The sequence below is a fragment of the Microcoleus sp. K5-D4 genome, assembly GCF_036704575.1.
In the GTDB taxonomy this organism is placed as follows: Bacteria; Cyanobacteriota; Cyanobacteriia; order Cyanobacteriales; family Microcoleaceae; genus Microcoleus.
Genome location: NZ_JAUBSD010000035.1, coordinates 15,643 through 34,783, shown reverse-complemented (window position 1 = coordinate 34,783; position 19,141 = coordinate 15,643). Strand labels below are relative to the sequence as shown.

Annotated in this window: 8 protein-coding genes; 1 reads left to right on the top strand and 7 read right to left on the bottom strand. The window is 45.8% G+C overall.

The genetic code is table 11. The features are described 5' to 3' along the window. Positions 1-157: 157 nt before the first annotated feature. From QUA77_RS13380 to cobA, 6 genes are all read right to left on the bottom strand, one after another. Positions 158-736 (bottom strand): Uma2 family endonuclease, encoded by a 579-nt coding sequence (locus QUA77_RS13380; protein WP_333034980.1) that lies wholly within the window; start codon positions 734-736, stop codon positions 158-160. 87 nt (positions 737-823) lie between these two features. Beyond that, positions 824-1,999, bottom strand: a complete 1,176-nt coding sequence (locus tag QUA77_RS13375) for a tetratricopeptide repeat-containing serine protease family protein (RefSeq protein WP_333034981.1) — start codon at positions 1,997-1,999, stop codon at positions 824-826. Between the two features lie 93 nt (positions 2,000-2,092). Further along, positions 2,093-3,271 carry a tetratricopeptide repeat-containing serine protease family protein gene (locus tag QUA77_RS13370; RefSeq protein ID WP_333034983.1) on the bottom strand — a complete coding sequence of 393 codons (1,179 nt, stop codon included), beginning with the start codon at positions 3,269-3,271 and terminating at the stop codon, positions 2,093-2,095. Positions 3,272-3,497: 226 nt separating this feature from the next. Further along, positions 3,498-3,860, bottom strand: a complete 363-nt coding sequence (locus QUA77_RS13365; protein WP_333034985.1) for a type II toxin-antitoxin system death-on-curing family toxin — start codon at positions 3,858-3,860, stop codon at positions 3,498-3,500. 16 nt (positions 3,861-3,876) lie between these two features. After that, positions 3,877-4,071, bottom strand: a complete 195-nt coding sequence (locus QUA77_RS13360; protein WP_333034987.1) for a DUF2281 domain-containing protein — start codon at positions 4,069-4,071, stop codon at positions 3,877-3,879. 32 nt (positions 4,072-4,103) lie between these two features. Continuing rightward, the gene (gene cobA / locus QUA77_RS13355; protein ID WP_333034989.1) at positions 4,104-5,669 is read right to left on the bottom strand and encodes a uroporphyrinogen-III C-methyltransferase; all 1,566 of its coding nucleotides are present in this window, start codon (positions 5,667-5,669) and stop codon (positions 4,104-4,106) included. A 141-nt stretch (positions 5,670-5,810) separates the two neighbouring features. On the opposite strand from cobA, the gene QUA77_RS13350 reads away from it, so the two are divergent. Then, complete coding sequence (locus tag QUA77_RS13350; protein WP_333450513.1) at positions 5,811-9,038, top strand: glycosyltransferase; 3,228 nt, start codon at positions 5,811-5,813, stop codon at positions 9,036-9,038. Positions 9,039-9,111: 73 nt separating this feature from the next. Here QUA77_RS13350 and QUA77_RS13345 read toward each other — a convergent pair whose 3' ends face one another. Then, entirely contained in the window at positions 9,112-19,086 is a 9,975-nt protein-coding gene (locus tag QUA77_RS13345) for a tetratricopeptide repeat protein (RefSeq protein ID WP_333450512.1), read from the bottom strand. Positions 19,087-19,141 lie beyond the last annotated feature (55 nt).

Below are 19,141 nucleotides of genomic sequence, written 5' to 3'. Positions count from 1 at the left end.
GGAAAGAGGAAGAAGGAAGGAGCCAGAAGAAGTGTTTTTACAAATATGAGATGCTCCCCTCCCGATCCAACTCGCTCTGACTTGCATTCCTCACTAGGAAATGGTAACGGTTATTTTATTTGTTGAAGATGATATAATAACTCAAAATTGAATTCTGCTAATTCCAAATTTTTTGCAAATTGAGAACAAATCCCGGCAAAACATTTTCCCCAGAAAGGGTGAGAGGAGATTGTAAAACTTCTACATCTTGACCGGGGCGATAAATTTCAACTTCGCGTTTTTTCCGGTTAATCAGCCAACCCAAACGGCAGCCATTTTCCATATATTCTTGCATTTTTTCCTGAGTCTTTTTCAAGCTGTCACTCGGAGAAAGCAACTCGATTACAAAATCAGGACATAGGGGGATAAATTTGTCTTTTTGTTCGGGTGTCAAAGCTGACCAGCGGGATTTTTCTACCCAGGAGACATCAGGAGATCGATCGGCTTTGTTGGGCAGAGTAAATCCTGTTGAGGAATCAAAGGCTTCACCGAGTTCGGTTTGTTCGTTCCACGTCCAGAGTTGAGCCCCTGCTGTTAAGTTGCGTTTCCCTGTTTCTCCTCCGGTTGGTGGCATGACAATTAATTCTCCGTTGGCGTTCCGTTCAAGTTTCAAGTCTGGGTTTTCTTCGCACAGTTGATAAAACTGTTCGGAAGTTAGTTTGATCAGGGAGTTGAGGTTTAAGGTGATAGCAGTCATCGTGATTTACCTGCTGTTTGTAGGAACTTGATTAAGAATTAAAAATGGGATTAGTCATTTTTAATTCTTAATTCTTAACTTCTAATTCTACTGCAATTGCTTGATTCGGTTGAGCGCGTCTAGATACGCACTCGTTCTTCCGCCTTGTTTGTAAAGTTCTGCTGCTTTTTGAAAGTCGGCAATTGCTTGCGGTTTGTTGTTGTTGTTTTCGAGGCGGGCTAGAGCCCGGTTGTAGTAGGCGTCAGCAAAGCCGGGATTGGCTTCGATCGCCCGCGTGTATGCTGGAATCGGGTTAGTGCGTGTATCGGGAGTGCTGGCGATGGTGATGGCATTACCAATATTGAAATGCAATTCCGGGGTGTTGTTGGGTTTGAAAGAGAGTGCTTTGTTGAAATCCTCGATCGCCTCGAAAGTAGATCCCTCATCTAAGTGCACCAGTCCTCGAAAATAAAAGGCCTCAGCGTCTTTTGGGTTGAGGGTGGATAGGGGAACTGCTGTGGGGCGAGAATTGTCTACTTTCAAATCGGATTTGTTCATTCCCGCCGCCGCCAGTTTCGCCATAAAAGTATTGATCGGAACTGCTGCATTAAATCCCGTTTTAATCGGGGCGACTTCGCCGGAACTGGTTTGAGCAAAACCGAATTCCCCTTGTCCGTGTAAACCGATGACTCGGCCTTCGGAGTCAAAAACTGGGCCGCCACTCATGCCGCTCCAAGTTACGGCCTGATACCGCAAAGTGTAACCTTCCGGGCGGTTGCGGGGGCGGCTGGTAACGAGTCCGGGAGAGAGTTCGGGTTCTCGTTCAGCGCCGAAAAGTCCGCCCGTAGCGGGATAGCCGTAAACGAAGATTTGAGTGCCTATGACGGCTTGATCAGAATCGGCGATCGTCGCGACTGGATAGTCTTCTGGGCTTTCAAATTTGACTACGGCTAAATCCGCCTCTGTTTCGGCTGTTTGCAGCCCGGTGACAGAGGTTGCTTGATAGTTTTTGCCTGTGGAGGTGCGAACTGTGTATTTGAGATCGGGTTTTTCGACGACGTGGTTGACTGTTAAAATTGTGTAAGTTTTGCCGTTTTTGGCAATAATTACGCCGGAACCGTCTCCTAGGGAACTGTTAACTTGCACTGTCACCGGCCCGGCAATGTTGGCGACTTGTTCGGGAGTTTTGGCGATCGCACTTTGGCTGATGATTATGGTTAGGGCAGCCGTAGTTCCTGCTAGCAAGGTTGTTAAGGTGTCGAAACGGGAAAAATTTAAGTTCATGGTAGTTGCTGATTATATTAATTACCCTAGTTGGAAATTCAAACATCAAAATGAATAGCTTCATTTTGATGTTTAAACTTTTAAAGGCTAAGTTTATTGCAACTGTTTGATTCTGCTGAGCGCGTCTAGATACGCACTTGTTCGGCCGCCTTGCTTGTAAAGTTCTGCTGCTTTTTGAAAGTCGGCCATTGCTCGCGGTTTGTTGTTGTTTTCAAGGTAAGCTAAAGCTCGGTTGTAGTAGGCGTCGGCAAAACCGGGATTGGCTTTGATCGCCTGCGTGTATGCTTCCATAGCGCTGGGCGCGCGGGTTGTCTCGATGCTGGCGAGAAGAGTGCGGGCATTGCCGATGTTGAAATGCAATTCAGGAGTGTAGTTGGGTTTGAAAGAGAGTGCTTTGTAGAAATCATCGATCGCCCCCGAAGGATTGTCTTGATCTAACCGCGAAAGTCCTCGAAAATAATAAGCTTGGGCGTCTTGCGGATTGGCGGTGGATACGGGGCCTTGATTTGCGGGAGTATTGTCTACTTTCAACTCGGATTTGTTTATTCCCGCCGCCACTAGCTTGGCGATAAATGTATTGATGGGAACTGCTGCGTTAAATCCCGTTTTAATCGGGGCGACTTCGCCGGAACTGGTTTGAGCAAAACCGAATTCCCCTTGTCCGTGTAAACCGATGACTCGGCCTTCGGAGTCAAAAACTGGACCGCCACTCATGCCGCTCCAAGTTACGGCCTGATACCGCAAAGTGTAACCTTCCGGGCGGTTCCCCGGGCGACTGGTAACGAGTCCGGGAGAGAGTTCTGGTTCTCGTTCAGCGCCGAAAAGTCCGCCCGTAGCGGGATAGCCGTAAACGAAGATTTGAGTGCCGATGACGGCTTGATCGGAATCGGCGATCGTCGCGACTGGATATTCTTCGGGACTTTCAAATTTGACTACGGCTAAATCCGGGTCAGTTTCGGCGGTTTGCAAACGGGTGACGGAGGTTGCTTGATAGTTTTTGCCTTTAGACGTGCGAACGGTGTATTTCACGTCTGCTTTTTCTACGACGTGGTTGACTGTTAAAACTGTGTAAGTTTTGCCTGTTTTGGCAATAATTACCCCAGAACCGTCTCCGAGGGAACTGTTAATTTGTACAGTCAGCGGCCCAGCAATGCTGGCGACTTCTTGGGGAGTTTTGGCGATCGCACTTTGGCTGATGACTATAGTTAAGGCTGCGGTAGTTCCTGCTAGCAGGGTGCTTAAGGTGTCGTAACGAGAAAAATTTATATTCATGGCTATTGCTAATTAGTAGTTGGGTAGCGGGATTTGGGGAAGAAAGGGCGATCGGCGGTTTGTGCTTTTTTTTGTTTAGTTTTATTACTGATTTGACGCAAAGGAGCTCGGCTTTGTTCTTTAGTGATAATTTTACTCGCTTTTTTGTTCCGCGATTCGCTATTTCCATGTAGGGTGAGTACGCCGTACCTTACTTAATCTCCATGAAGGCTGCCCAACTTACTTATTAAAACTCAATAATATATGACTCAAACTCGGTGGTTAGTTCTTCCTTAGTCATGGTTCCCCGTGCGACTCCCATGACTAAATCATATACTCCATCGTCCGTCAAATTTAGAGTGCAACCATTTAAACGTAAAAAGGTATCTGTCACGGCAAAAGCCGTTCGTTTATTACCGTCAATAAACGGATGATTCATCGCTATGTGATAGAGATAAGCAGCAGCTTGTTCGGCAATTGTCGGATGCAAAAATTGACCGCCAAAAGTTGCTTGCGATTGAGCCAAAGCCGACTCTAACAAGCCTTCATCTCTGACGCCGGGAGTGCCACCAAATCTTTCTATCTGTCTGACGTGGATATTGACAACCATACTTTTGCTGACAAAATTAGGAGTTGGCAAGGCGACGATAAACCTCCTTTCTTTCGCGTTCTGAATCTAGATATGCCTGCCATGCTTTGGCTTCTAGTTTTTGTTGTTCTTCTTCTTCAGTCTTTAAGGAACGGACAAATTCAAGCACTTTCAGCAGCAAGGGTTCTGGCACTTGGTCGAGTTCTTGAAGAAGTTGGTCTTTTGCGGTCATGTTTCTTTCCTCCTAATGATCGTACAACTATTTTACAACCTCGCTTGTGCCCATTCAACGATCGCCTCAGTCAGCCCATCCAAGGTATATTCCTTAGCTTCCACATCTAACTTACCCAATAAATTTTGGCAGCTTTTGGAAGTTTCCGGGCCGATGGAGGCAATGCAAACGTTTTCCAACCAATCCTTAGAGAGGGACAATTTTGGGCTTTCTTGTATGAGATTGCAAAAGTTATGTACGGTTTTGGAACTGGCAAATGTTATGATATTTACGGCTTGATTTTGGAGTGCGGATAGGGCGATCGGATCAATATTTTCTGGACAGCAAGATTGGTAAGCTGGCACTTCTATTACTTGCGCTCCTTTGGCGGTGAATTCTTTAACTAAAACTTCTCTGCCGCCGCTTTCTACTCTGGGAAATAGGATTTTGCAGTTTTGCAAGTTATCGGGGAAGTTCTCTACTAGGGAATCGGCGACAAAGTTGGGGGGAATAAAGTCTGGTTGTAGAGAGTGCGATCGCAAACTTTCTGCTGTTTTTTTCCCGACAACTGCGATTTTAATACCAAACAAACTCCGGGCGTCTTTGCCTTTTGCTTGTAATCGTTGAAAAAAGCAGTCTACAGCGTTGTGGGAAGTGAGAATTAACCAGTGAAAGCTTGACAATTGTGCGATCGCACTGTCTAATGGTTCCCAAGTGGACGGCGGCCCAATTACCAAGGCGGGCATTTCGATAACGCGGGCTCCTTGTTGCTGGAGTCGATCGCTAAATTCAGCCGACTGAGAAACTGATCGCGTGACTAAAATGGTTTTTCCTGCTAGTGGCAATTTGCTGTTGTTAGCGGTGACTGGTGTATCGATCATATTTGTGCTTTCTGGCTGGATTAAATATTCGCGCAATCTAACTACTTCCCCAATTACGATCACGCAAGGCGACAGAGATTGACCTGCTGTTTGCTGTACAATGTTGGAGAGAGTACCGAGCCAAATTTGCTGTTCGGGGCGGCCACAATCTCGGATAATGGCGATCGGAGTTTCGGTCGATCGTCCGTGCTTTTGCAATTGCCAAATTATCTCGCTTAAATTGCGCCCTCCCATCAATATTACCAAAGTTTCTATCTGCACTAATGCTTCCCATTCCAAAGCATCCGGTTCATGGGCGCTCATCACTGCAAAACAGCGACTCATTACCGGATCTGTGAGGGGAATTCCTGCTAGTAAAGGTGCGGCTAATGCGGAGGATATTCCGGGTATTACTTCAAACTCGCAGCCGGCTGTGATTAATGCTTGAATTTCGGAACTAGAACGACCAAAAATAAACGGATCGCCACTTTTTAAACGGATCACTTGTTTTCCGAGTTGGCAATTTTCTACCAGCAAACGGTTAATTTCTTGCTGCTGGGTAGAAGGTTTGCCACCGCGTTTCCCGACTTCGATTTTCCGACAAGTTGCTGGGATTAATTCGAGTTGCGGGATGTCGATGAGAGCATCGTAGATTAAGACTTCGGCTTGGGATAGCAGTTTGTGCGATCGCACTGTCATCAAGTTACAATCTCCGGGGCCCGCACCGACTAGATAAACTTTCCCTTTTTGGTTTTTCACAATTCCTCCTCGATAGTATAGTTTTATGAATATTGCTAGCCTATAGTAAGGTACGCATGGTGCACCCTACACTATAGTAAGGCGCGCCGAGGCGCACCCTACGTTATACTCAGCAGTTTGATTGTATAATAAAAGCTATTTATGCAGATTATCATCATCACCGCCGCCGATGCAAATTACTTTGAATTGGTGCAAGGTACTATTTTATCGGTGCGGGAAAAACCAGAGGGTGAAAATGTGGCGATCGGCTTTTTCGATCTCGGCTGCACTCCCCAACAGTTGCAGTGGCTGGAAACACAAGTTAATATCATTCAAAAGCCCGATTGGGACTTTGACTTTCCTGGCAGAAATGAATCTCCCGAACATTTAAAAGGACTATTAGTTAGACCTTGTTTGCGAAAATACTTTCCCAATTTTGATATATACCTTTGGATTGATGCGGATGCTTGGGTTCAAGACTGGAGAGCCATTAATTTGTTGGTTGAAGGAGCATCGCGCCGGGGACTGGCAATTGTTCCCGAAGTTCACAGGGCGAGCTTGCAGCAGTACGGGCAACTTCCTCAGTTTTGGCACTGGGTTTATCAACAATATGAAGCTAACTTTGGTGAAGAAATTGCTAAAAAGTTCTACAGTTATCCAATATTAAATGCCGGAGTTTTCGCACTCCGAAAAGAAACTTCGCACTGGGAAATATGGGCTGAAAAAATCAATCAAGGATTGCAAAGATCCGGCTGTGTCATGACAGATCAATTTGCCCTCAACCTCGCTGTTTACAGTGGCGAACTGTTCAATCTCACTGAAATGCTCCCAGCTTGGTGCAATTGGATATTCAACGGTTTTCCGGTTTGGGACAAGCAGCGAGGCTGTTTTGTGGAGCCTTACTTGCCACAGGAGGCGATCGGCATTTTGCATTTAGCTGGCCGCCAGCAGTTTGACCGAGTACAATTGATGGCAACTGACGGCGATATACTGGAAATTAGCGTCCGTTATCAACCTAAAAAACAGGAAGCAATACCAATATTTCAAGAACCCAAAATGACTTACCAACAACCTGAACTTAGCAAAAATAATTTATTACAACCAGGGGATTACGTTTCGCCAGGGTTCCAAATAATTATACCTGACTCCTATTTCCCCAATATGATTATTGCCGATCCAAATGCGAGTAACTGGCCTTACTTGCGCCGGGAAATTCCGCATAATTGGTATGCAGACAAGCGCTATCCATTCATCGGGTTTTTGAATCGCGACGAAGCCCACATTCTTTACAATACAGCCCTGCAATTCAAAGGTAAAAAAGCATTAGAAATAGGTTGCTGGCTGGGTTGGTCAGCCTGTCATTTAGCGCTCGCGGGAGTTGCATTAGATGTCGTCGATCCGCTGTTAGAAAGAGAAGACATCAGACAAAGCGTAATCGACTCAATTCAAGGTGCTCTAAATGCGTCGGGCGTTCAAACATCAGTCGAGCTAATACCAGGCTACAGCCCCCAAAGAGTAGAAGAATTTTCCGCTCAATTCAACCGCAAATGGTCGTTAATTTTCATTGACGGAGAACACGGAGGTGATGGGCCGTTAAATGATGCCATTGCGTGTGAAAAATTGGCTGAGGAAGATGCAATAATTTTATTTCACGATTTAACCGCTCCCGATGTGGGTAAAGGTTTAGATTACTTGAAGCAAAGGGGATGGCAAACGGTAGTATATCAAACAATGCAAATTATGGGTGCTGCTTGGCGGGGCAATGTCGAGCCAGTAAAACATCAACCCGACCCCAATATATCCTGGCAGTTGCCAGCACATTTGCACGGTTACAATATTAGCAGTTTAGAGACAATTAATTCTCAAAGAGCAAACCAAACCCATCAAAACCAACAGTCATCTTATACAAGAGATTGTCACCAATTAATTGGAGAAGGAAGTCGCAGTTCTGCTAGAGAAATTATTCCCCTGCTGTTAGAATTGCTGCAACCGACTTTACCTAAAAGTGTGGTGGATGTGGGCTGCGGTACGGGAAGCTGGTTAGCGGCTTTTCACAAGTTGGGAATTGCTGATTGTTTAGGAATAGATGGCGATTATGTCGATCGCACTCTTTTAGAAATTCCTTTAAATCAGTTCAAGTCTTACGACTTAAAGCAACCGCTGCAAGTAGAAAGAAAGTTTGATTTGGCAATTTCTCTGGAAGTTGCGGAACATTTACCCAGTACCTGTGCGGAAAAATTTGTTAATTCTCTAACTAAACTAGCACCAGTAATTTTGTTTTCAGCAGCAATACCATTTCAAGGCGGTGTCGAACACGTTAACGAACAGTGGCCACAATATTGGGCTTATTACTTTGAGCAAAATGGTTTTGCAGTCATTGATTGCTTGAGAAAAAAAATCTGGAACAATGAAAAAGTAGAGCCTTGGTACGCTCAGAATATCTTAATTTTTGTCAAAGAAGAATACTTCTCGAAATATCCCAGGTTAGTAAATGAGTATCAAAATACCGATTTAAATCTATTAGCGATTGTTCATCCAAAGATTTATTTTTACGGCTTACAAGCGGCTCGAAATCCTAGCGAAAATTCACATTCAAACCATCCTGAAAGCGTCCCGCAAATTGCGGCGTCGCCACAGCTTGAAAGTCAACCTTTGATATCTGTGATTATTCCCTGTTACAATCAAGCTCATTTTTTGTCGCAAGCAGTAACTAGCGTTATCAATCAAACTTACAAAAATTGGGAAATAATCATTGTCAATGATGGCAGCTTAGATACTACTAGCACAGCAGCCAAAAATTTGATAGCAGCAAATCCTCAGCATCAAATGAGGCTAATAGAACAAGCTAATCAAGGGATATCAATGGCTAGAAATACTGGCATATCGGCAGCAAACGGCGAATACATAATGCCCTTAGATGCCGATGATATTTTAGCTCCAAATGCCTTGATTTGTCTTTTAGAAATATGTCTAAAATCCAAAGTACCTTGCGTAGCATTTGGTTCTTATCAACTTTTTGGCGGCAATGAAAATCACACAATACCCAGTTATGATTTATATTCACCTAAAAAAATTAAACAATCTAATATGATTTGCACGTCTTCATTGTATCACAAATCAGTTTGGAATTTGGTCAACGGTTACAAAGCAGAGATGAAAGAAGGTTATGAGGATTGGGAATTTTGGGTTAATTGTCACAAACATAGGATTCCTTTTTTGGGAACGAGAGAAATAGTTCTTAATTATCGTAGCGTTCATGGTTCTAGGAATGCAACTGCTCAACAATATCATCACAAATTGGTAGCACAAATTGTTTCTTACAATCCAGAACTATACGATATTGAAAGTGTAAACAGTGCTAACAAACTATTGGTATCACTCGCAAATTAATCTTTTTAATACGGACTAAAGTCTTTACTACGAACAAATTTCAGAAAGTTTGTAGTCAGGACTTTAGTGTTATCTACATATCGGCAATCACATCCAAAAAACGCTTAACTTGTTTTTCCCAAGTCCAATCCAGCATAAAATTAGCCGCAGCTAAACCGCGACGTTTTGATTCTTCGCGATTAGTATAAACTTGTTCCAAAGCATCGACAACTTCTGCAACCTCAGACTCTCCCCAACCTTCTACACCGGAAAAAGGAGCAGTAAGTTTAGCTCGTCCTTGACTCCATAAAGGATAGCAAATGTGGCTGTAAATCAAGTCTAAATGACCAGTATTTGCTGATAAAATAGTCGGAATTCCGCAGGCCATACTTTCCATCGCGACTAAATTAGTGCCACCTTCGCAGCGGTTGGTGAAAACAGCGCAGTCGGCTTCTCGCAAAATTTGTCCGGCGAGGTGATTGGGAATTAACCCAATGTCGATAAAAGAGTCAACTGGCAAACCATTAGCCACTAACCATTGGGAAATTTCTAAACTTCCGTCGCGGTTGATATTGGGAAGTCCGGCAACGTTTCCGGTTTGTTCGATTCCTAACATATACTGAGGCCAAAAATTGTGCCATGTTGTTAGTAACAAAGCCTCTGGATGTTTGGCGCGAAATCGTTTGAAAGCAGCAATTACAATATCTTGACCTTTGCGATATTCCAGTTTGCCGCCGGAGAAAATGACGAAGCGATCGCCAAATAGATTAGATTTGGGTGCAGGATGGAAAATTGTTGGGTCAATTCCTTGATATACCATCGCCACATTAGTCAAGCCGCGGCTTCTCAAAACATCGGCATTCCAGTTAGAACCGGCGACAATCACGCGATATTTTTTGGCTGTTTCTAGTGCTTCTGCTGTGATTCGTGTGTCTTCAAAAAATATGACTCCTATTTGACAAGCGCTGGTAATTTGATTGTCAACTCCAGAGGATGCTAAATTATTCCCCAAAGCATAAAGTACGGGAAAATTACAACTGATTTGTTTGTCGGAATTTGCTGCTACTAATTCCTGAAAAATTTTGTGCTTTTCAATTACAGGTAACAACAGCGATTTATGCAGCGGATTCATTGAATCTGAGGTGATTGATGGCGGTGCTAAAAGTGCAACTTCCCAGGCGGGATTTTGCCGCAGTTGTAGTGTTAAATTCATGGCGTAAATTCCCCAGCCGCTGGTGATGCTGAGGGGCCAACTAATGCCGATTCCGGTAATTTGTGGGGGAGTTTCTGGGGGTTGGATTTGAGGCGGAGTATCAGAATCTGCGTTACCAGGCTGAGTATTGGAACGAGTAGATTGTAGGGGCGGTGCCCCCGTGCCCGCCCTATCTAGCAAGGCTGCTTTTATACGATCGCACACTCCATCCCAATCACCCGGTTTTTGCTGGCGAAACAGACGCACAGTGGGATACCAAGGGCTATCTTCGCGTTCCAGCATCCAGCGCCAATCGGGAACAAAAGACAGCAAAATCCAGACGGGTTTGCCCAAAGCACCGGCTAAATGCGCCACAGCAGTATCTACGCAAATTACTAAATCGAGTTGCGAAATAATTGCTGCTGTGTCGGCAAAATCAACGCAATGTTCGCTCAAATCTTCAATTTGGTGTTGATTTAATAAAGTGCGTGAAGCGCAGCTATCCTGTAGGGAATCGCCCGCTGACAAATCTTTCTGAAGACTGTAAAACCTCACTCCCGGAACATCTACAAATTTCACAAAATCGCTCAATTTACACGAGCGCTGATGATTGTTGCGGTGCAGCGGGCCGCCCGCCCACACAAGACCTACTTTTAGTTTATTGTTCGGCTCTAGGAAAAATTTAAAATCCTGTGGCGGAGCTAAATAAGGAATATTTGCCGGTATATTTTCCAAAGTCGTTCCCAGAATTCTGGGCAAACTTAGCAGGGGGGCTTGCACTTGAAAATCTATCAAATCGCTCGGTCTGACTCCTACTCGATCGACTCCGGCAATTCCTTCAAATAAACGCTTCAGCAAGACATGACAAGCAACAATAACTTTCCCACGTTTTTGCTTAACTAAAGGCGCGTAGCGGATAAACTGTATCGTATCGCCAAAACCTTGTTCAGGGTGCAGTAAAATTGTTTTTCCCTGCAAATCAGAGCCGTCCCAAAGCGGTTGCTCAAAAGAGCTTTGATCCAATTGTTCAGCTTGCCAGCGCGATTCGTACTCCGCAAAACCACGCTTCAAATCTCTAGTTAAGAGCAAAGCGAAGGCTAGTCTCAAGCGCCAATTTGGCGAGTTGGGACGTAGTTGAATTGCTTTATTGTAGAAGTTGATCGCCTCTGCGACTTGTCCCTGTTCTTCGAGGGCGGTACCCAAGTATAAGTTAGTTTCAGCCTGGTTAGGATTGATTTTTAGCGATTTTTGGTAATGAGCAATAGCCTCGGCTATTTGCCCGTTTTCCTGTTTGATATCACCTAAACAACTGTGGGCTTCTGCGTGGCTGGGTGAGGCAGCAATTACTTGTTCGTAGCGAGCGGCTGCTTCTGCTTTTTTACCTTGTTTTTGTAAAGCATTTGCTATGTGAAATTGTACCTGTGCGGGCGATAAGGAAAATCGAGGCGAAGCCTGGGTATATCCGTTACCAGGCACAGCCTGGGAACGATTAGAGATTAGGTGTTTTAAGGCAGTTTTTACGCGATCGCAAACTCCCACCCAATCCCCCGGTGTTTGCTGCCGAAACAGTCGCGCCGTCGGATACCAAGGGCTATCTTCGCGTTCCAACATCCACCGCCAATCCGGCATAAAACACAGCAAAATCCATACGGGTTTACCCAAAGCACCTGCTAAGTGCGCGATAGCGGTATCCACGCAAATTACTAAATCGAGTTGCGATATCACCGCCGCAGTATCGGCAAAATCGTTCAAATTGTCGCTCAAATCTATCACTGGAATTTGAGTTAACAAAGTACGATTGCCAGCCGACATTTCTTTCTGAAGACTGTAAAAAGTTACACCGCGAATATCTAACAATTGCAGGAAGTAGCTTAAATCGCTCGATCTCTGAAAATCCTTCAAATGTTCCGCACTTCCCGCCCACGCAATCCCAACTTTAAACTGACCATCGGAATTTAGAGAAAAGTGCCAATTCGGCGGCGCAGCTAAATAAGGAACCTTTGCCGGTATATTTTCTAAATTTGTTCCGAGAATATACGGCAAACTCATCAGCGGTGCTTGCAGTTGGAAATCGGGCAATTCATCCATCCGAATCACCACTTGTTCAATCCCAGGAATCTGCTTAAATAAACGCTTGAGTTCTTGATAGCAAGAAAGGATTACTTTGCCGCCTTTTTGCTGCACAATTGCCGCGTATCGCACAAATTGAATGGCATCGCCCAAACCTTGTTCGGAACGGAGTAAAATAGTTTGCCCGTTCAAATCTGAACCGTCCCAAATCGGTTGGTCAAAATTCAACCTTTGCAATTTTTTCGCTTGTTCTGTTTGCCAGCGCCACTCGTATTCTGCTAAACCGCGCGGCAAGTCCCCAGTTAGCAGCAAGACTAAGCTTAAATTGAAGTGAGCTTTAACACAAGTTTCATCAATTTCTAGAGCTTTAGTGTAACAAAAAATTGCTTGACTTACGTCTCCTAATTGTTCATTTGCACTGCCTAAATTAGTGAGAGCTTCTAGATAATTCGGATTCAAAGATATTGCTCGTTCCAAGCTAGAAATTGCCTGTTCTATTTTGCCAGCACCCAAGGATAACGTTCCCAGGTGATAGTGTCCTTTAGGATTGTTGGGTTCTGCTTCAATTGCACGCTCGTAAAGGCGTTCTGCCTCGGCTAACTGACCTTTTGCTTGCATCGCCGCACCCAAATTTACCAGCGCTGGCGCATAATTGGAATTGACAGAAAGTGCTTGATGAAAACAGGCGATCGCAGTCTGCAACTCGCCCTGCTGCTGGAGTATCGCGCCGAGATTGTTGAGAGCTTTGACGTAAATCGGATTCAGGGCGATCGCCTTTTGAAAACAAGATACAGCATCGGGTATATTGCCTTGATCTTGCAGCAAAATACCCAAGTTATTGTGCGCTTGAGCGCAGTTCGGAGCGATTTCGACCGCGCGCTGATAATAGGTGGCAGCTTCGGCTAAATCGCCTGTTTGGTGCAGCGTCACTGCCAAATTCGTGGCGGCTTCGATCGAATTCGGCTGCCAAACTAAAGCCTTTTTAAAACAAGCGATCGCCTCCGACAATCTACCTTGCGCTTTCAGAACATTTCCGCAATTGAACTGTTCTTGAGCTAAGTCAACATAGGGCTGAGCTTCTATTAGTGGTTGAGATTCCTGATGCTGAGAAATTATTTTTCTGAGCGCCAAACTAGCTTGTTCTAAAACTCCTTCCCAATCTCCCGCTGTAGACTGGCGAAACAGGCGCGCCGTCGGATACCAAGGACTATCTTCGCGTTGCAACATCCACCGCCAATCCGGCACAAAACACAGCAAAATCCACACTGGTTTGCCCAAAGCACCAGCCAAGTGTGCCACACAAGTATCTACAGAAATTACTAAATCTAGAGCCGAGATTGCCGCCGCAGTATCCGCCAAGTCGTGCAAATAAGAGCTTAAATCTGTTACGGCCATTTGCTCTAACAAATCGCGCTCGTCTGCTGTCATTTCCTTTTGCAAACTGTAAAAATCTGCTCCGGGAATATCTAACACTTTGGTGAACAAATTTAGCGGAAACGATCGCACCTTATTTTGGGAGTATTGAGAATTTCCAGACCACACAATCCCTACTTTCAAATTAGTAGTTGGATTGAGAGTAAATTCGCAACCGGGCGGCGGAGCTAAATAAGGAACTTTGACGGGTATAGTTTCTAAAGTTGTTCCCAGAAGGTGAGGCAAACTCATGAGCTGCGCGCGCACTTGAAAATCCGGCGCATCCTCGGGATTAACTATTAACCCATCGATTCCCGAAACTTGTGCAAACAAGCGCTGCAACTGCGGCAAACACCAAACAATTACCCTACCGCCTTTTTGCTTGACTAAATCTGCGTAGCGGATAAACTGAATTGCATCGCCTAAACCCTGTTCCGGGCAAAGCAAAATAGTTTTTCCCTGCAAATCTTTGCCATCCCAAAGCGGCTGAATAAAGTTGTGGGAGCGGAACTGTTTTTCTTTAACTAGGAGTCGCCATTCGTACTCGCAAAAACCGCGCTGAAAGTCTCCCGCCAGCAGCAAAACTAAACCTAAATTTAGGTGAGATTCAGGATGGCCGACATTGAACTTAACTGTTTGGCTGTAGCAGGTGAGAGCATCTGCAACTTGGCCGCGATCGTGCAAAGCACTTCCCAAACTGGTGAGGGGAGTGATATAACCGGGTTTGAGTTCGATCGCCCGACGGTAACAATCGATCGCCTCTGCCATTTTTCCCGCTTCCTCAAAAGCTTTGCCGAGATTGTTCAAAGCTTGTGGAAAGTCGGGTTTCAGGATCAAAGCTTGCTCGTAGCAGGCGATCGCATCTTCAATTTTGCCCTGTTTGTGCAGGACAATTCCCAGATTGCAGTGAGCCTGTGCACTGGCTGGCAATGCCTGAATGGCTTGCTGGCAAACAGCTAAATCCTCATCCAACTTATCTGGGCTAGACAGCGAATTCCCGAAAGCGAGATCAGTTTTTGCCCAATCCGGTTGCAGCGCCAGAGCTCGATCGTAGTATGCGATGGCGCGGTCAATTTTGCCCTGTCGGATCGAGGCGTATGCTAAATGGTGCAGGGCGTCCACATAATTTGGATCGATCGCGATCGCCCGTTCGTAATTCGCGATCGCCCGTTCGTAATTCGCGCCCGCTTCCTCCCCTTGTTCCTCCAAAGCAATTCCCAAATTCAAATAAGCCACCGCGCAATTTGGATTGACTTGAATCGCTTGCTCGTAGCAGCTTATAGCCTCCGCCACATCCCCTTGCTCTTCCCGCAACAGCCCCAAATTAATCAGCGCTTCCGCGCAATTCGGGTTTAAAGACAGCGCCCGCTCATATTCTGCGATCGCCTCTTCAGTCTCTCCTGCTTCCGCGAGCGCGCTACCCAAATTGCTGGCAGTTTCCGCCAAATGCCCGTCGATTGCTAGGGCTTGTCGGTAGTGCGCGATCGCCTCTGTTAGCCTGCCCGTTTGCTGTTTGACAACGCCTAAATTGCTGTAGGCGGCTGCGTAATTAGGATCGATTGCGATCGCTCGCTCATAACAAGTGATCGCACCGCCCAAATCGGCTTGCTGCTGCAAATCCACGCCCAACCGAAACTCTGTATCCGCCGAATCCGACGGCACAAATGCAGCAGCCACCGCGCCTAGAGCTTCCGCCACCCGATCGAAAACGTCCTCCCAGTCGCCCCGCTGATGCTGGCGAAACAGCCGCGCCGTGGGATACCAAGGACTATCTTCACGTTCCAACAGCCACCGCCAATCCGGCGAAAACGCCAGCAAAATCCACACTGGTTTGCCCAAAGCGCCCGCCAAATGGGCGACAGCGGTATCGACACTAATGACTAAATCCAGTTTGGCGATCGCAGCAGCAGTATCGGCCAAATCGCCAAAATGCGGGCTCAAATCTACGATCGACCTTTGATTCAACAGCGCGCGATCGGCCTCGGAAACCTCTTTCTGCAAGCTGTAAAAACTTACCCCCGAAACGTCAAAAAGCGGCAGAAACTGACTTAAACTGCAAGAACGCTGCTTGTTTTTGCGGTGTTTTGGATTCCCCGCCCACACAATTCCAACTTTCAAAGTGCGATCGGGCAGAAGCGTAAATTCAGCACCTGCAGGCGGAGATAAATAAGCGGTATTTGCCGGTATTGTTTCCAGCTTTGTACCGATAATATAGGGCAAACTCAACATCGGCACTTGCACGTCAAATTCCGGCAGTGGCTCGCCTTTAACTATTAGCAAATCAATGCCGTCTACCGTTGCAAATAAACGGTGCAATTGCGGGTAACAGCCCACAATGACCCTACCGCCTTTATTTTTGACGATCGCAGCGTAGCGAATAAACTGAAGCGAATCGCCTAAACCTTGTTCGGCGTGCAGCAAAATAGTCTTTCCCACCAAATCTGAACCGTCCCATAGCGGCCGGTATTCTCTGGCCGAAACAGTATTATCCGGCCCCGTCAAAAAACAGGAATGACCAGTGTGAAATTCTTTAATTTGCCAGCGCCACTCGTATTCGGCGAGACCATTTTCCAAATCTCCCACCAACAGCAAAGCCAAGGACAAATTCAGGTGAGCGCTAGCATGATCTGGACTTAAATGAATTGCTCGTCTGTAGCAGGATATCGCATCTTCTACCGCGCCTTTTTCCAGAAACGTCCTGCCTAAATTGTTGATAGCTTCCACAAAATCCGGCAGCAATTCGAGAGCTTTGTGATAATACTCCAGCGCCTCTTCTAAATTGCCCTGTTCTTGCAAAACTGTTGCTAGATTGTTGTAAGCTTCCCAGCTATGCGGCTGAATTTCCAGCGCTCGTCGGTACAGCTCGCTAGCCCTGAAAAGTCCCCCCTTTTCTTGCAGCGCCACAGCTAAATTAATCAGTGCGGGTACGAAATTCGGTTCAGCGACAAGAGCTTGTTCGTAATGTGCGATCGCCTCTTCCACTTGACCTTGTTCCTCAAAAATCTTTGCCAAGTTGTAAGATGTTTGAGGAATATTGGGATTAAGCGCTAAAGCTTCTCGGTAATGCGACATAGCTGCGTCCACTTCGCCGTTTTCTTGCTTGAGAAAACCCAAATTAATCCGCGCTTGGACGCAACTTGGGTCAAGAGATATTATCTGTTCGTAAATGGCGATCGCCTCTTCCCTATCGCCTGTTTCCATTAAATGCTCCGCTTGCCGCAATAAATCCTCTAAAACAACCAAACTCTCCCCGCCAGTTCCGATCGCAACCGATGTCTCAATCCCCTGCGATTGCTTAGCTGCGGAGCCTTCTGCTAACCCTTCGCTCGCAATCACAAATATTTGTTTACTCTCTTGAACTACGCTTGCACCTGTCATTGTGAGCGCCACATAATCGAGGGAAGCCGTATGATTAGCACTCATTGCGAGTGAAACGAAGTCAAGCGAATCTTTGGCAGAATCCTCGGAATAACTAGCAGTATTTGCAATCGCAAAAGAACTCAAAGCCGCCTGCACTTCCTCAAACAATTCTTGCCAACTTTCCGGCTGACTTTGGCGGAAAAGCCTCGCAGTTGGATACCAAGGATTGTCTTCACGATCCAGCAGCCAACGCCAGTCAGGAGCAAAAGAAAGCAGCACCCAAACCGGTTTTCCTAAAGCACCGGCTAAGTGCGCCACAGCCGTATCGACACTAATGACTAAATCCAGTTGAGATATAGCCGAAGCGGTATCAGCAAAGTCGTTCAAATGCGGAGTTAAATCCGGCACTAAGTGTTGGTGTAACAAAGTGCGATCGCTCAGGGACAAGTTTTTTTGTAAACTATAAAAAGCAATCCCCGGAACATCCAAAAATCGAATAAAATCGCTCAACCTGCAAGAACGCTGATTGTCTTTCCGGCGCTTCTGGTTCCCCGCCCAAACAATCCCTACCTTCAATTTTGCATCAGAAGAAAGCGCAAACTTGCACTCAGCAGGCGGAGCTAAATAAGGAACATTTGCCGGTATTGTTTCCAGAGTTGTCCCGACAATTCGCGGCAAACTCATCAGCGGCGCGTGAACATCAAATTCTGGCAAACCTTCAAGATTAACTGATAAATATTCAATACCAGCAACTGTCGCAAACAACCGCATCAGTTCGGGGTAGCAAGCCACCATAACTTTAGCCCCTCGGCTGCGAAGAATCGGCGCGTAGCGAATAAACTGAATAGAATCGCCGAAGCCTTGCTCGACGTGGAGTAAAATAGTTTTTCCCTGCAAATTTGAACCATCCCAAACCGGCTGTTTAAATTGCCTCGGTTGTAGTTGCGGAGTGCGCCACCGCCAATCGTATTCAGCAAAACCGCGCTGAAAATCTCCGAACAATAGCAAAGTTAAGGCGAATTCCAGGTGGGCTGTGGCGTTGTCTGGCTGCAATTCCAAGGCTCGACTGTGACAAGAAAAAGCCTCTTGAAATTCTCCCAAATCGACCAAAGCGTGTCCGAGATTGTTAATAGCCTCCACGAAATCTGGCTTTAAGTTTAATGCTTGTCTGTAGTAGGATATTGCGGCTTTTACATTGCCTTGTTCGTGGTAAAATGCTCCTACATTGTTGTGAGCTTCGGGATTGGTGGGTTCTAGTTTTACAGCTTGCTGGTAGCAGTTGAAAGCTTCGGCGAATTTCCCCTGCTGTTGCAAAACTGTTCCCAATCCCATCAGGGAATATATCAAATTTGGATTAATATTTAAAGCGTGGACGTAATAAGTTATTGCCTCGTTTAACTGTGTTTTTTGTTTAAATAAATGTCCTAAATTGTGCGCTGTTTCCGGCAGGTTGGGGTCGAGTTGCAACGCTGTTTGGTAATATAAAATAGCTGCGTCTATTTCCCCTAATTGCTGTTTTACCCAGCCCAAATTATTGTAAGCGAGTGCGGAATTTGGCTGGATTTTGATGACTTGTTCGTAACTGGCGATCGCCCTTTGATACTCGCCTACATCCAGCAAAACATTAGCCTTATTTAAATGTGCTTCTACAAAATCGGGGTTTTGGGCGATCGCCCGTTCGTAAAAGTCGATCGCCTCTGCAATTTTTCCCTGCTGTCTCGCCGCTATTCCCAACAAACACAGCACGTTTGCTGATTCCGGCTGTACTTCTATTATTTGCCGGTACAATTTCTCAGCTTCTAACAAACGGCCCGCTTGGTGATGTTCCCAAGCTAATTTCAAAGAGTCTTCGGCACCCAGTTTGCAGGCAGATTTCCGAATTTTTTTTTGAGAAGCCATAGTTGTCTTGGTTGTTTGGGAGTTCGCTAACTGGTAATTGCCAAATTGTTCTAACTTGTTAACTCTTCCTTCATTCTTTCCCCTTTCTTCTTCCTTCTTCCTTCTTCCTTCTTCCGACTTCCTTCTTCCTGACATCCGTTACATCCGCTACAGAATCCGTTGCCGAACTTCCTTCTTCCTGACATCCGTT

Bases quoted from the DNA above. Each gene is read 5' to 3' on its own strand.
- QUA77_RS13360 (WP_333034987.1), bottom strand. From the start codon at position 4,071: ATGACCGCAAAAGACCAACTTCTTCAAGAACTCGACCAAGTGCCAGAA.
- QUA77_RS13375 (WP_333034981.1), bottom strand. From the start codon at position 1,999: ATGAACTTAAATTTTTCCCGTTTCGACACCTTAACAACCTTGCTAGCA.
- QUA77_RS13365 (WP_333034985.1), bottom strand. From the start codon at position 3,860: ATGGTTGTCAATATCCACGTCAGACAGATAGAAAGATTTGGTGGCACT.
- QUA77_RS13350 (WP_333450513.1), top strand. From the start codon at position 5,811: ATGCAGATTATCATCATCACCGCCGCCGATGCAAATTACTTTGAATTG.
- QUA77_RS13345 (WP_333450512.1), bottom strand. From the start codon at position 19,086: ATGTCAGGAAGAAGGAAGTCGGAAGAAGGAAGAAGGAAGAAGGAAGAA.
- QUA77_RS13370 (WP_333034983.1), bottom strand. From the start codon at position 3,271: ATGAATATAAATTTTTCTCGTTACGACACCTTAAGCACCCTGCTAGCA.
- QUA77_RS13380 (WP_333034980.1), bottom strand. From the start codon at position 736: ATGACTGCTATCACCTTAAACCTCAACTCCCTGATCAAACTAACTTCC.